This is a genomic window from Pseudomonas sp. GZD-209 (genome assembly GCF_049310485.1).
Classification (GTDB): domain Bacteria; phylum Pseudomonadota; class Gammaproteobacteria; order Pseudomonadales; family Pseudomonadaceae; genus Aquipseudomonas; species Aquipseudomonas sichuanensis.
Genome location: NZ_JBMOWQ010000188.1, coordinates 1 through 13938, shown reverse-complemented (window position 1 = coordinate 13938; position 13938 = coordinate 1). Strand labels below are relative to the sequence as shown.

Annotated in this window: 14 protein-coding genes; 3 read left to right on the top strand and 11 right to left on the bottom strand. The window is 65.4% G+C overall.

Annotation, left to right across the window (positions count from 1 at the left end):
- From ACO6VM_RS20280 to ACO6VM_RS20270, 3 genes are all read right to left on the bottom strand, one after another.
- Positions 1 to 633, bottom strand: a complete 633-nt coding sequence (locus ACO6VM_RS20280) for a LysE family transporter (RefSeq protein ID WP_401057470.1) — start codon at positions 631 to 633, stop codon at positions 1 to 3.
- A gap of 234 nt (positions 634 to 867) precedes the next feature.
- Complete coding sequence (locus ACO6VM_RS20275; protein ID WP_125857059.1) at positions 868 to 1455, bottom strand: mechanosensitive ion channel family protein; 588 nt, start codon at positions 1453 to 1455, stop codon at positions 868 to 870.
- On the bottom strand, positions 1455 to 3365 hold the full coding sequence (locus tag ACO6VM_RS20270) for an ATP-binding cassette domain-containing protein (protein WP_401057469.1): 1911 nt from the start codon (positions 3363 to 3365) through the stop codon (positions 1455 to 1457). The genes ACO6VM_RS20275 and ACO6VM_RS20270 overlap by 1 nt, the downstream gene beginning before the upstream one ends.
- 50 nt (positions 3366 to 3415) lie before the next feature.
- Between ACO6VM_RS20270 and ACO6VM_RS20265 the strand changes: the two genes are divergently transcribed.
- Positions 3416 to 3895, top strand: coding sequence for a TIGR02444 family protein (locus ACO6VM_RS20265; protein ID WP_401057468.1), 480 nt, complete (start codon positions 3416 to 3418; stop codon positions 3893 to 3895).
- Here the strand turns inward: ACO6VM_RS20265 and ACO6VM_RS20260 are convergent.
- A complete protein-coding gene (locus ACO6VM_RS20260) occupies positions 3871 to 4899 on the bottom strand; it encodes an AlgP family protein (protein ID WP_401057467.1) in 1029 nt (342 codons plus the stop codon). The genes ACO6VM_RS20265 and ACO6VM_RS20260 overlap by 25 nt on opposite strands.
- Positions 4900 to 5123: 224 nt before the next feature.
- Between ACO6VM_RS20260 and ACO6VM_RS20255 the strand changes: the two genes are divergently transcribed.
- Positions 5124 to 5783: an FKBP-type peptidyl-prolyl cis-trans isomerase gene (locus ACO6VM_RS20255; protein ID WP_125462136.1), complete on the top strand. Its 660-nt coding sequence runs from the start codon at positions 5124 to 5126 to the stop codon at positions 5781 to 5783.
- Between the two features lies 1 nt (position 5784).
- Here ACO6VM_RS20255 and rsd read toward each other — a convergent pair whose 3' ends face one another.
- The 7 genes from rsd to ACO6VM_RS20220 form a co-directional block, all read right to left on the bottom strand.
- Complete coding sequence (gene rsd, locus ACO6VM_RS20250; RefSeq protein WP_110995736.1) at positions 5785 to 6255, bottom strand: sigma D regulator; 471 nt, start codon at positions 6253 to 6255, stop codon at positions 5785 to 5787.
- Positions 6256 to 6486: 231 nt separating this feature from the next.
- Positions 6487 to 6993, bottom strand: coding sequence for a disulfide bond formation protein B (locus tag ACO6VM_RS20245; RefSeq protein ID WP_401057466.1), 507 nt, complete (start codon positions 6991 to 6993; stop codon positions 6487 to 6489).
- A gap of 220 nt (positions 6994 to 7213) precedes the next feature.
- The gene (locus tag ACO6VM_RS20240; protein ID WP_401057465.1) at positions 7214 to 8452 is read right to left on the bottom strand and encodes a heme biosynthesis HemY N-terminal domain-containing protein; all 1239 of its coding nucleotides are present in this window, start codon (positions 8450 to 8452) and stop codon (positions 7214 to 7216) included.
- Positions 8449 to 9546, bottom strand: coding sequence for a uroporphyrinogen-III C-methyltransferase (locus ACO6VM_RS20235; protein WP_401057464.1), 1098 nt, complete (start codon positions 9544 to 9546; stop codon positions 8449 to 8451). Before ACO6VM_RS20235 ends, ACO6VM_RS20240 begins: the two co-directional genes overlap by 4 nt.
- A 44-nt stretch (positions 9547 to 9590) precedes the next feature.
- The gene (locus tag ACO6VM_RS20230) at positions 9591 to 10358 is read right to left on the bottom strand and encodes a uroporphyrinogen-III synthase (RefSeq protein ID WP_401057463.1); all 768 of its coding nucleotides are present in this window, start codon (positions 10356 to 10358) and stop codon (positions 9591 to 9593) included.
- On the bottom strand, positions 10355 to 11296 hold the full coding sequence (gene hemC / locus ACO6VM_RS20225) for a hydroxymethylbilane synthase (RefSeq protein ID WP_125462131.1): 942 nt from the start codon (positions 11294 to 11296) through the stop codon (positions 10355 to 10357). Before hemC ends, ACO6VM_RS20230 begins: the two co-directional genes overlap by 4 nt.
- 111 nt (positions 11297 to 11407) lie before the next feature.
- Positions 11408 to 12151 (bottom strand): LytR/AlgR family response regulator transcription factor, encoded by a 744-nt coding sequence (locus ACO6VM_RS20220; RefSeq protein ID WP_110995742.1) that lies wholly within the window; start codon positions 12149 to 12151, stop codon positions 11408 to 11410.
- 298 nt (positions 12152 to 12449) lie between these two features.
- Between ACO6VM_RS20220 and argH the strand changes: the two genes are divergently transcribed.
- A complete protein-coding gene (gene argH / locus ACO6VM_RS20215) occupies positions 12450 to 13844 on the top strand; it encodes an argininosuccinate lyase (RefSeq protein ID WP_110995743.1) in 1395 nt (464 codons plus the stop codon).
- Positions 13845 to 13938 lie beyond the last annotated feature (94 nt).

Sequence of the window (13938 nt, the reverse complement as noted above, 5' to 3'; positions counted from 1 at the left end):
TTAGACCGGCGCGCGGCGCAGCGTGGCGAGGAAGGTCGCCGCGCCGATGAACAAGCCGGCGAAGGTACGGTTCATGCGCTTTTGCTGCTTGGGCGTACGCAGCAGGCGCAGCACCCGCGAAGCCAGCCCGGTGTAGCCGGCCATCACCAGCAGGTCGACGCTGATCATGGTTACGGTGATCGCCAGATACTGCGGCAGCAGCGCGGCATGGGGGTCGATGAACTGCGGCAGCACCGCGAGCATGAACACCAGCGCCTTGGGGTTGCTGACGTTGACCAGAAAGCCGCGGAACACCAGGCTCAGCGGCTTGCCGATTGGCCGCACGCCGGACTCGTCGCTCATGTCCAACGGCAGCGCACGCCATTGTTTGTAAGCGAGGAAGACCAGGTAGGCGACACCGAACCACTTGATCAGCTGGAAGGCGGTAGCCGAGGCGGCGAGGACGGCGCCGACACCGGCGGCGATGATGGCGATCTGCAGGATCAGGCCCAGTTGCAGGCCCAGGGCGTTCCAATAGCCACGCCAGAAACCGTACTGCAGGCCGCTGGACATCGAGGCAATGGCCCCGGCACCCGGCGACAGACTGATGACCCAGCACGCGGCAAAGAAGGCCAACCAGGTTTCCATCGACATCACACACCTCGCTCGAACGATTGTTACAAAACGTTAAGCTACGGTTTTGGCGAAAAAATAACCAGTGATTTTTCTGCTTGAAACGATCGCGGGGGGGGGAAACAGACCAAAAACAGAACCCACCGCAGAAAGAAGGCGCATCAAACACCGAAGAGGGCGTGAGATGTTATCATCATAACAAGGAAATGCGTGCCGGCCCCCCCCCCCCCCGCGATTGCAACGAGCAGCGCCCTGTCAGTCGCTCTCGACAGGTGCCTCTTGCAGTGCCACCGAAGCCTCGGCACCACGCCAACGGCGCACAGCCTTCTGGAAGAACTGACTGTTCGGCACCTGCACCAGCGCCCCGCCCGCCTCGGGGGTTTCCATCAGCGTGGTGTAGAGCAGGTTGATGGCGATCACCCGGCCCTTCACCCCTGGCTTGTCGGTGGTGTCGACCAGCTCGACCACATCGCCGATGCGAAATGGCCCGACGGTGAAGATCAGCACCGCGCACAGCAAGTTGGAAAGCACGCTCCAGATGGCGAAGAAGGCCACCGCCGCCACTGCGACAAAGCCCGACAAGGCCGTCCACAGCACCGTGGCGGACACGCCCATGCGCTCCAGCACGAACAGCAAGCCGCTGCCCATGATCAGCCAGCGCAGGGCACCGCGCACCGGCACCATCAGCTCGTGCGGCAATGGGTAGCGTTCGCCCAGGCTCTTCAGCCCACGGGCGACCATGCGTTGCAGGACGAACGCAACGATCAGGATCAGCAGGATCTGCAACCCCAGCCAGAACGTGTCCATCCATTGCCCTGGCAGCAAGGAACGCAGCTCCTCCATCAGGACAGCGCCTCGAGCTCGGACTGCATGCTTTCCAGGGTTTCCAGCGCCTCCATCCAGGCCTCTTCCAGCTCGCCTTCGCGTTGCTTGAGCTTGGTCTGGCGGGCCAGCAGGTCGCGCAGCTCATCCTTGCGCGCGGCCTCGTACAGCCCGCTGTCGCTCAGCGCGGCCTCGATTTCTGCCAGCTGTGCATGCACCTGGTTGAGCTCGGTTTCGAGTTTGTCGGCGGCTTTCTTGTGCGGCGCCAACTGCTGACGCAGGGCGGCAGCGGCCTGGCGTTGAGCCTTCTTGTCAGTCTTGTCCGGGTTGACCGGCGCAGTACTGACGGGCGCGTTGCGCTGGCGGTACTCGACCAGCCAACGGCTGTAGTCGTCGAGGTCGCCGTCGAAGGTGTCGACCTTGCCGTCGGCCACCAGCAGGAAGTCGTCGGTGGTGCTCTTGAGCAGGTGACGGTCGTGGGAAACCACCACCACGGCACCTTCGAATTCCTGCAGGGCCATGGTCAGGGCCAGACGCATCTCGAGGTCGAGGTGGTTGGTCGGTTCGTCGAGCAGCAGCAGGTTGGGCCGTTCCCAGGCTATCAGCGCCAGGGCCAGGCGGGCCTTCTCGCCACCGGAGAAGTTGACCACCGGCTCGTCGACGCGGTTGCCGTGGAAGTCGAAACCACCGAGGAAGTCGCGCAGCGTCTGCTCACGCTCACCGGGCGCGATGCGCTGCAGGTGCAGCAGCGGGCTGGCCTTGTCGTCCAGCGAGTCGAGCTGGTGCTGGGCGAAGTAGCCGACGGCGAGGTTCTCGCCGCGCACCAGGCGACCGGCCAACGGCTGCAGCTCACCGGCAAGGTTCTTGATCAGCGTCGACTTGCCCGCGCCGTTGGGGCCGAGCAGGCCGATGCGCGCGCCTGGCACCAGCTGCAACTTGACCTTCTCGAGGATGGCCTTGTCGCCATAGCCCAGGCGGGCTTCGGACAGATCGAGCAACGGGCTGGAGATTTTCTCCGACTCGCGGAAGACGAAGTCGAACGGCGAATCGACATGCGCCGCCGTCAGCTCTTCCATGCGCTCCAGGGCCTTGATCCGGCTCTGCGCCTGGCGGGCCTTGGTGGCCTGGGCCTTGAAGCGGGCAATGTACTTTTCCATGTGCGCGCGCTGCGCCTGCTGCTTCTCGTAGGCCTGCTGCTGTTGCGCCAGGCGTTCGGCGCGGGTGCGCTCGAAGGCGCTGTAGCCGCCCTTGTAGAGATTGAGCTTGCGCTGCTCGACGTGCAGCACATGGTCGACCACGGCGTCGAGGAAGTCGCGGTCGTGGGAGATCAGCAGCAGCGTGCCCGGGTAGCCTTTGAGCCAGTCTTCCAGCCACAGGATGGCATCGAGGTCGAGGTGGTTGGTCGGTTCGTCGAGCAGCAGCAGATCGGACGGGCACATGAGTGCCTGGGCCAGGTTCAGGCGCATCCGCCAGCCACCGGAGAAGTCACCGACGCGGCGGTCCATCTGCTCGTTGGTGAAACCAAGGCCGGCCAGCAGCTTGCGCGCACGGGCGTCGGCCGTGTAGCCGTCGGCGCTGTCCAGCTCACTGTGCAGGCGTGCCAGCGCGGTACCGTCGTGCGCCTGTTCGGCAGCCGCCAGCTCGGCCTGGACCTTGCGCAGGCGCACGTCGCCATCGAGCACATAGTCCACGGCGATGCGCTCGAGGGTATCGACCTCCTGGCGCATGTGGGCGATGCGCCAGTCGCCCGGCAGCAGGCAGTCGCCGCCATCGGGCGACAGCTCACCGCGCAGCAAGGCGAACAGGCTGGATTTACCGGCGCCGTTGGCGCCGATCAGGCCGGCCTTGTGACCGGTGTGCAGGGTCATCTCGGCGCCTTCTAGCAGGCGCTGCGGACCACGCTGTAAAGTGAGGTTGGATAGTCTGATCATGATGGTCGCGGAGTCTACCAGCTTCGCTGACCACTAGCGCGAGTGAAACCATGCACACCGACCTGTGGAATCATGCCCTGGCGCTGTATGCGCGGCCGGGCGTCGAAGCCGCCTGCCTGACCCTGCAAGAGCTGGGCGGCGATGTTTGCCTGCTGCTCTGCGGCACCTGGCTGCAGGTGCAGGCCGTGGCCGTTGACGAAACACGCATCCAGGCGCTGCAGGCCGTGGCCGGCCCCTGGCAGCGGGAGGTGGTCATGCCGCTGCGGGCACTGCGCCGGCAATGGCGCGAACACGCACTGGCCGACCCGCAACTGGCCGTGCTGCGCGAACAAGTGAAGGCACTGGAGTTACAGGCTGAACGCGCGCTGCTGGAGCGTTTGGCGCTAGTGGTGCAGGCGTGGCCTGCTGTAGCAGGCGACAGCGAAGGATGGTTGAGCCGGCTTGCACCGGCCCAGGCCCGCGACCACGACGCGCTGCAACAGCTGCGCGTCGCGGCCCGGGAGCTTCAGGAGGCCGTGGACGGCGACTGAGCCGGGGTGCTGGCAGGTGCTGCTGGTGTAGCCGGGCTGGCCGCTGCGGCAGGTGCTGCGTTGCCGGCTGGCACCGCTGGCTTGCTGGCGACAGGTTTGGCGGCAGCAGGTTTGGCCGGGGCTTTGGCGACGGCAGGCTTGGCTGGCGCTTTGGCGGCAGCGGGCTTGGCGGCCGGTTTGGCTGGTGCCTTGGCCACGGCAGGCTTGGCCGGGGCTTTGGCGGCAGCAGGTTTCGCGGCCGGCTTGGCGGCGGCAGCTTTAGCCGGGGCTTTGGCAGCAGCAGGTTTGGCGGCTGGCTTGGCGGCGGCAGCTTTTACCGGGGCTTTGGCAGCAGCAGGTTTGGCGGCCGGCTTGGCGGCGGCAGCTTTAGCCGGGGCCTTGGCAGCAGCAGGTTTGGCGGCTGGCTTGGCGGCGGCAGCTTTAGCCGGGGCCTTGGCAGCAGCAGGCTTGGCGGCCGGCTTGGCAGCGGCAGCTTTGGCCGGGGCCTTGGCAGCAGCAGGTTTGGCGGCTGGCTTGGCAGCGGCGGCTTTAGCCGGGGCTTTTGCTGCTGCAGGCTTGGCGGCTGGCTTGGCGGCTGGCTTGGCAGCAGCTTTTGGTGCCGCCGTGCGCAGGTCGAGTGCCTTGGCCGCCGCTTCGCGCACCTTGCCGACACCCTGGGCCAGTTTCAGGCTTTCCTGGGCATCACGCTTGAGTTGCTGAATATAAGTACGGGTCTGGGCCTGGCGGTCCTTGAGCGACTCGAGCAGCCCTTCAAGTTCACCAGCGGCTTTCTGTGCCTTGCCTTGTGCCTTGGCTTTGCCGGCCTTGGCGGCGTCCTGCAACTTCAGGCGGGCACCGTGCAGTTTTTCCTGTGCCTTGCCGCGTTGTTTTTCCAACTTGGCCAACAGTTTCTCGGCATCCGCCAGCGCTTGAGAGCAGGCATCTTCCAGATGTTCGAGCAGGCTGCCCGAAAGTTGCTGAAGCAGGTGCAATGGCGTACTGACTGGCTTCTTTTTAGCCGACATGATTTACCTCCTGGCTGACGAGAGTGCGGCTCATACTATGCTTCTGCTGCTACTGCCGCTAGGGCATGTTGACAGTATCAGTAGCGCCGCGTTGCATGCCTGGGCAAAGTTGTTGTCTTGCAGCAAAAAACAAGTGTAGTTGGTCATTATTGTATTGCGGACATTTGCACATATTCCGCTAACAAGGCTGGCATACTTCGCCCTCACTGCAGCAGGACTCGACCATGCCACGTTATCTGATGCTCGGCTTGTGCCTGGCGGCCCCGCTTGCGCTGGCCGCCCCCGAAAGTAATACCGACAACGACCTGGCCTACAGCATCGGCGCCAGCCTTGGCGAACGGCTGCGCCAGGAAGTGCCGGGCCTGCAACTCGATGCGCTGGTCGAAGGCTTGCGCCAGGCTTATCAGGGCGAGCCACCACGGGTGGCCAAATCACGCATGCAGGCGCTTCTGCAACAGCACGATGAACAGGCCAGCGCGGCTGCCGAGCAGGCCCGGGTGGACACGCTGCTGGCAGCAGAAAAGCGCTTCATGGCCGCGGAACGTGCGCGTGCGGGTGTACACGAATTGCCCGAGGGCATCCTCTACAGCGAGCTGGCCAGCGGCGCTGGCGCACAACCCAAAGCCAGCGGCAGCGTGCAGGTGCGGTATGTGGGCAAGCTGCCGGATGGCACAGTGTTCGACCAGAGCGAGAAACCGCAGTGGTTCAAGCTCGGCTCGGTCATCGAGGGCTGGCAGGTGGCACTGCCAAAAATGAAGGCGGGGTCGAAATGGCGGCTGGTGATCCCTTCGGCGCAAGCCTATGGCGCCGAAGGTGCGGGCGACCTGATCGCGCCCTACACCCCCCTGGTGTTCGAGATCGAACTGCTGGCCGTGGCCGACTGAGTCAGGCCTGCACCGCGTCCTCGGCCTTGTGCGCGTTGTGCAGCACTTCGATCAGGCAGTCTTCCAGCTCGAAACGCTCGTGCAACAGGCTGCCCAGCTTGCCGAGCTTCTCGGCGAAGCGCTCGGGGTCGGTGCATTCGCCCTTGTCGCAATGGTCGTTGAAAGCCAGGGCAATCTGGGTACTTTCATCGATGCGGGGGTTGATCTGCGTGGCAAGCTCCAGGCCGCGGGTGTCGCCAAAGGCCTTGGCTTCACTGACCAGTTGCTCGCTGACTTCGAAGTGCCAGGCTGACACGTAGTCGACCAGCACCCCGCAGAAATCACGGTTCTGGTCCTTGTCGGCAAAGGCCGGCTTGGCATCGCGCAATGCGCGGAAGGCTTGCACCAACTCCTGGCGCTCCTCCAGCCAACGATCGATCAGCTTGTGAACACCGCCCCAGCGTTCCTGGGCGTTCTGGCAACTATCGAGCATGGCGATCTCTTCCCTTCTGGGTAGATGCCGCTGCACCTCGCGACACAAGTGCGTGGCACAAAGGTGACATCAGCAGGACGGCATCGGGCAGTTGTGATTTCGGTATCCGTGCTGGGAGATTATTCCCGTGCGACTTGGCCTTCAAGGTACGCAGCACACAAAGTTCATACAAGCGTTTAATACCCTTCCTACACACCGTTGGTCGAGCAACACCTTGTGCATTGCCTTGGATCAACCCGCCGCGCCCTGGCGCAGCCGATACGCCAGTAGCCACGACAGCGGCAGTGCGGCGAGCAACAGGAATGCCAGCAGGCTCCACTCCGGCAAGGTCAGGTCGAAGAAGCTCCAACTGATGGATACGCAATCCGGGCTACCGAGCAACAGCAACCTGGCGATTTCGCCAATCGGCCGCTGCATCAGGTGCATCACCGGCAGTGGGCAATCCACCACCGGCAGCGGATCGCCTTGCAACCAGACATGCCGCCCGGCCAGCAGCGCGCCGCCAAGCGCGCACAGCAGCGTCAGCCACGCATAACCGCGCAGGCCACGTACCCCCGGCAAATGAATGACCGCCACCAGGCTGATCAGCGCGTACAGCCCGAGCATCAGGCGCTGGCTGAAGCACAGGGCGCAAGGTACCAGGCCAACGACGGACTCCAGGCGAAACGACGCCACGAGCACGGCAAACGAGGCCAGGAAAGCGGGAAGGAACAAGCTGCGCAAGCAGGCCAGCGACATGGGCAATGGATGTCCGCGAGAGGAAAAAGTGACTTGAAACGGTAGAGGAAAGGGGCGCTTTGTATCAAGGCGCTACAGCGGGGACAAGTCGCTGATTGGCAACGAATCAATGCCGCGGAAGGTAGGAATAATCCGGCGGCTGACGGTGAAAAATCGCTCGATTACATGAAGGTGTGAATCACCCGCCAAGCCCGCACCAGCGTACGGGCTTGGCAAGCGGTCAAGCCTGGACGCCCTCCGGCAGCGGCAGGGCCAGCAGGCGCTCATCGAGCAGCCCCAGCCCCTCCTGGAACAACTGGTTGCTGCGCTCGGTCTCGCCCAGCCCAGCCAGCAGCCGCGCCAGTTCGGCGCAGGTTTCCGGGTTGCGCTGCAGCCGCAAGCTGCTTTCCAGGTAATCACGGGCCTTGCCCCACAAACGGTTTTGCAAGCTCAGGCGGCCGAGGGTCAGCAGCAGGCTAGGGTCCTGCGAATGGTCTTTCAGCCAACCCTCGGCAACCTGCAGTTGACGCGCCGGGTCATCGCCGCGCACCAAGCCGTAAAGGCGCGCCAGGTGGCTTTCGTAATTGCGCTTGAGCGCGCCGAGCAACACCTTCTCGGCCTCGCCCTGGGCACCCAGCTGACGCAACTGCTCGGCGTAGGCCAACACCAACCCTGGCTCCTGGCGCTGCGCTGCGGTGAGCTGCTGCCAGGCGCGCTCCAGCGCCTGGCGCGCGGTCTGTGGGTCGGTGCCACGGGTCACCGCCAGGCCAAGGTTCTGGCCCCAGGCGCGCCGCTCAAGCTCGGCCAGCTCGTTGGCTGGCAGCACCTTGTGCTTGCGCAGGTCGGGCAGCAGACGGATCAGCGCCGGCCAGTCATCGCGCTCCAGGTGCAGGCGCTGCAGCAGGCGCAATACCTGGGCGTTGTTCGGGTGACGCTCCTGCATGGCCTGCAGCGCTTCGAGTGCACCCTCGCTTTCGCCGCGGTCCATCTGCAACTGGGCATGGGTGAGGGCAATCGCCAGTTCGGCCTGGGGCTGACGCTCCAGCGCACGCTCGAGCAGGTTGTCGCGGTCTTCGACACGGCCTTGCTCGTTGGCGGCGCGGGCGGCGCCGAGGTAGTAAAGCAGGGGCTGCCGTTCGGATTCGGCGGCGCGCTGCAGATGGCGCTGGGCGCTGCTCCAGCGACCTTCGGCCAGGTCCAACTGGCCTTGCTCGATGGCGATTCGGGTACGGCGGCCACGGTTGCGCCGCGACCAGGGGTTGACCACGCCACTGGAGGTCAGCACCAGCCCGACCAGGTAGCGCAGCACCAGCAGCAACACAACGATGCCGACCAAGGCCCCCAGCGCCGCCCACAGCCCCGACTGATAGCGGAAGCCGCCGTAGGCGATCAGCACGTAGCCGCTGTGCTTGGCGATGGCAATGCCCAGCGCCGCGGCGACGACGATCGCCAGCACCGCCAGCAGGTAGACGCGCTTCATGGCTTGGCCCCTTCAGCTTCGGCCGGCAGGTGGCGACGCTGGATGTAGGCCTGCACGGCGGCCAGGCTTTCGCTGAGGTCTGGGGTCACCACCGACACCGGTTGCTCGGCCAGCTGGTTGAGGCTGTCGAGCATGGCTTTGCTTTGCGGGTTGTCCGGGTTGAAGTTGGCCAGCAGCACGCTGCGCGCATCGTCCAGCGCCTGGTTGTAGACCTTGGCCTCACCGTTGAGTGCGGCCCACTGGGCCTGCTCGATGGTCAGGCTGAGCGCCAGGCGCAGTTGGTTGAGCGACTGTCCGGAGAGCAGCGGGCGCACGTTGTCGTCGGCGTTGAACTCGATCTGGAAGTACTTGGAGAGCTCCGCCCACCACTGCGACCAGCGGCTGGGGCCGTCACCGTCGGCGGTGAGCGCGCCCATGGCATCGGCCTGGCTGTCGAATTCCGGTGACTGGGCACTGAGCTGCTGCACCTGTTCACGCTGGGCGGCGAGCTTGAGGAACAGCCCGGTGCGGTCTGGCTGCTGGGTGCTGTTGAGCGTGGCCAGGCTGCGCGCCAGTTGTTCGCGGGCGGCGAAAGCCCCCGGGTCGCTCTGCTCGCGGAGGATCTCGTCGGCGCCCTCGACCAGCGCCTTGGCGCTGGCGATGTCCTGCAGTGCCGAAAGGCGCAGCGTGGCCAGGCGCAGCAAGTGTTCGGCCTCGGCCAGGCGCCATTCCTTGCGGCTTTCGCCGAGAGCGGTTTCCAGCCGCTGGCTCAGCCGCTGCTGGTCGCCCTGCAGTTGCGCCACCAGCCGCCGACGGTCCTCCAGCTCGCTGGCTGCGGGCAGGCTGGCCAGTTGTGCGCTGAGCTGCTGCTCGCGTTGCTGCAACGCATCGGCGCGCTGGTTGAGCGCTTGCAGATGCTCGCCCTGGCCCTGTTCGCTGCCTTGCAACTGGCGCACCTGCCAGGCACCCCAGCCGCCGATCGCGACCCCGGCGGCGCCCAGCAGCAGGGCCAGCACCGCCACGCCGCTGCCAGAGCGTCGAGCGGGAGCGTTAGTGATTTCCGGCGCCTCGGGCACCGATTTCTGTTCAGTGTGGGGCAAGACCGTTTCGCTCACGTATCCATCCTTTGCATGGCGGCGCATCGCTCAAGCTTAGCGCCTTAAGGGGCAGGTACAGCAGTTTGCTGCACGGCTGCCAGCAAGGCCGCGGCACTGGCGCCACGGCAATCCACAATCTGTCGGGCGCCCAACGCACGGGCCTGTTCGGCGACCCGCGGGCTGGGCACGAACAAGGGCAGGCGTGAAAGCCTTGGCCAATCCGCTCCCGCTATCTGTTGCAAGTGTTCAAGACCCTGCCCACTGCTGACCACCAGGCCATTGAGGCGTTCCCCATCGACGCGGCGCGCCAGCGTGCCCGCCGGATAGTGCGGCAGGCAGCGGCGATACAGTTCCAGATAATCGACACTAGCACCTTGCTCTGCAAGACGCTCGGCCAGCAGTTCGCGACCTCCCACGCCACGCACGATCAGGACACGGGGCACAGGCCGCGCGATGGCCTCGCGCAGGGCCGGCAGGCCAAGCAGGGCCTCGCTGTCATCACCGGTCGCCGGGAAGCTTACCCGCAGCCCGCGGGCCTGGAGGATCCGCGCCGTCGCCTCGCCCACCGTGAACCAGCCCTCGGGCGGTGGCGCGATGCCGGCCTGGTCGAGCTGGTCGAGCAGCAGGCGCGCAGCCGGCTTGCTCACCACGATGATCGCCTGCGCCTGGGCGATGCCGCGCAGGCGATGGAGCTGCGCGGTGTCCGGCTCGATCGCTTCGATCGCCAGCAACGGCAGGCTGGCACTGGCAATGCCCGCCTCGGCCAGTGACTGCGCCAGTGCCGCACAGTCCTCTTCAGGGCGGGTCAGCAGCAGGCGCCAGGGGCTCACGGGTGGCCGGCCTCGCCGTAGACTTCCTTGAGGATCGCCTCGGCGCCCTGGCCGAGCAGGTCCTCGGCAACCTGCACGCCCAGCGCCTCGGCGTTGGCGCGCGGGGCGCGGGCATCGGCCACCAGCAGGGTGCCGCCGGATGGCTGGCCGACCAGGCCACGCAGCCACAACTGCTCGCCCTCGAGCACCGCGTAGCAGGCGATGGGCACCTGGCAACCACCGTTCAGGCGTTTGTTCAGGGCACGTTCGGCAACTACTCGGTCGGCGGTATCGACATGGTGCAGCGGCGCCAGCAGCGCATGGATCTCGCTGTCGGCGCTGCGGCATTCGATGCCCACCGCGCCCTGGCCACCGGCCGGCAGGCTGTCGTCGACGCTGATGGTGTCGGTGATGCGGTCCTCGAAGCCCAGGCGGATCAGGCCGGCGGCGGCGAGGATGATGGCGTCGTACTCGCCGGCGTCGAGCTTGGCCAGGCGGGTGTTGACGTTGCCGCGCAGGAAGCGGATTTCGAGGTCGGGGCGGCGCGCCAGCAACTGGGCCTGGCGACGCAGGCTGGAGGTGCCGACGATGCTGCCGGCCGGCAGTGCGTCGAGGCTTTGGAAGGTATTGGAAACGAAGGCATCGCGCGGGTCTTCGCGCTCGCAGATGCAATACAGGCCCAGGCCTTCGGGGAAGTCCATGGGCACGTCCTTCATCGAATGCACGGCGATGTCGGCTTCGTTGTCGAGCAGGGCGGTTTCCAGTTCCTTGACGAACAGGCCCTTGCCGCCGATCTTCGCCAGCGGCGCGTCGAGCAGCTTGTCGCCGCGGCTGACCATCGGCACCAGGGTGACCAAGAGGCCAGGGTGGGCCTGCTCCAGGCGGGCTTTTACATACTCGGCCTGCCACAGGGCCAAGGCACTTTTACGGGTGGCAATGCGGATTTCGCGAGTGGACATGAAGCGCCCCGATGCAGAGAAATGCTGTCGATGATAACAGCTCTGCCGAGGGGCAAGCAGATGTGGGTCAATCGCGGGGCAAGCCCGCTCCCACGGGCTCGACCCAGCTTGTCAGAGTGCCTGCATCATCTTGCGTACACCGGCCACATGGCGCCGGCTGACGGTCAGCGCGTCACCGTCCAGGCCTTTGAGATAGAGCTGGAAATGCCCCAGCGGCGTACGCTGCAGGCGCTCGATGCGCTCGCGGGCGACCAGGGCGTTGCGGTGGATACGCACGAAGCGCTCGCCAAACTCGTCCTCCAGCGCCTTGAGCGGTTCATCGAGCAGGACTTCACCGGCCTCGTGGCGCAGGGTGACGTACTTGTGATCAGCGATGAAATAGATGACCTGCGGCAGGGGGATCAGCTCGATGCCCTTGCGCGTGCGGGCACTGATGTGGCTGCGTGGGCCGCCGGTTTCACCGGCAGGCCGGGTCAACGCCGCCAACTGGGCACGATTGGGTTTTTCGGCACGGCGCAGCGCGTCGCGCAGGGCCTGGGGCTGGATCGGCTTGTCGACATGGCTGAGGGTGCTTTCCTTGAAAGCCTGGCTGCCGTATTCATCATCGCCGGTGCAGAACACCACGGCAGGCGGCGCCTCGCGCTCGCACAGCCGCGCGGCGACCTGCAGGCCATCGAGGCCCGGCATGCCGATATCGAGCAACACCACGTCGGGCTTGAGGCTTTCGATCAATGCCAGGGCCTCATCGCCGTTGGTGGCGCTGGGCTCCATCACGGTGTAGCCCTCCAGCTCACCGAGCAACCGGCTCAGGCGTTCGCGGGCTTGGGGTTCGTCATCAACGATCAGGACATTCATAATTGCGCTGGATTCCTGAGTGAGTCTCGCACGGGTATAGCGTAGACAGGTGTGGGGTGACTGGTAAGCGGTCACGCTACAGACCGGTGCGAAGGCCAAAGATTCACTGGCCTGGCAGATTCACCGCCAGTCCTTTGTCCAACTGTAGACGGTCCGTGGAACACTGCCGTTCAATCGTTGAATCTGCCGTGCACCCTCTATAACAGACGATTCTCTCGACCAGCGCCCCTGCGGTGGCGGGCGCAACCCTGCTATGATCGCGGCACTTTTTTCGTTCACGCCTTCAACGAGTGAATCCATGAGCACCGACAAGACCAATCAGTCCTGGGGCGGCCGCTTCAGTGAGCCCGTCGACGCCTTCGTCGCCCGTTTCACCGCCTCGGTCGATTTCGACAAGCGCCTGTACCGCCACGACATCATGGGTTCGATCGCCCACGCCACCATGCTGGCGCAGGTCGGCGTGCTCAGCGATGCCGAGCGCGACACCATCATCGATGGCCTGAAGACCATCCAGGGCGAGATCGAGGCCGGCAGTTTCGACTGGCGCGTCGACCTGGAAGACGTGCACATGAACATCGAAGCACGCCTGACCGACCGCATCGGCATCACCGGCAAGAAGCTGCACACCGGCCGTAGCCGCAACGACCAGGTGGCCACCGACATCCGCCTGTGGCTGCGCGACGAGATCGACCTGATTCTGGCCGAGATCACCCGCCTGCAGCAGGGCCTGCTGGAGCAGGCCGAGCGCGAAGCCGAGACCATCATGCCCGGCTTCACCCACCTGCAGACCGCCCAGCCGGTGACCTTCGGCCACCATCTGCTGGCCTGGTTCGAAATGCTCAGCCGTGACTACGAGCGCCTGGTCGATTGCCGCAAGCGCGCCAACCGCATGCCCCTGGGCAGCGCCGCACTGGCCGGCACCACCTACCCGATCGACCGTGAGCTGACCTGCAAGCTGCTGGGCTTCGAAGCCGTGGCCGGCAACTCGCTGGATGGCGTTTCGGACCGTGACTTCGCCATCGAATTCTGCGCTGCCGCCAGCATCGCGATGATGCACTTGTCGCGCTTCTCCGAAGAGCTGGTGCTGTGGACCAGCGCCCAGTTCCAGTTCATCGACCTGCCCGATCGCTTCTGCACCGGCAGCTCGATCATGCCGCAGAAGAAGAACCCGGACGTACCCGAGCTGGTGCGTGGCAAGAGCGGCCGTGTGTTCGGCGCCCTGACCGGCCTGCTGACCCTGATGAAAGGCCAGCCGCTGGCCTACAACAAGGACAACCAGGAAGACAAAGAGCCGCTGTTCGACGCCGCCGACACCCTGCGCGACTCGCTGCGTGCCTTTGCCGACATGATCCCGGCGATCAAGCCCAAGCACGCGATCATGCGTGAAGCGGCCCTGCGCGGTTTCTCCACCGCCACTGACCTGGCCGACTACCTGGTGCGCCGTGGCCTGCCGTTCCGTGATTGCCACGAGATCGTTGGCCATGCGGTCAAGTATGGCGTGGACACCGGCAAGGACCTGGCCGAGATGAGCCTGGACGAGCTGCGCCAGTTCAGCGACCAGATCGAACAGGATGTGTTTGCCGTACTGACGCTGGAAGGCTCGGTCAATGCCCGTAACCACATCGGCGGCACCGCGCCGGCGCAGGTGCGTGCGGCCGTGGTGCGCGGCAAAGAGCTGCTGGCTTCGCGTTAAGCGATCAGCCGTAGGACCAATCGCGGGGGGGGGGGGGGGGGAGGAGAGGAGCCGCGAGGTGCGGTGTGTAGGGGAGGCGGCGTTGGCTCTTATT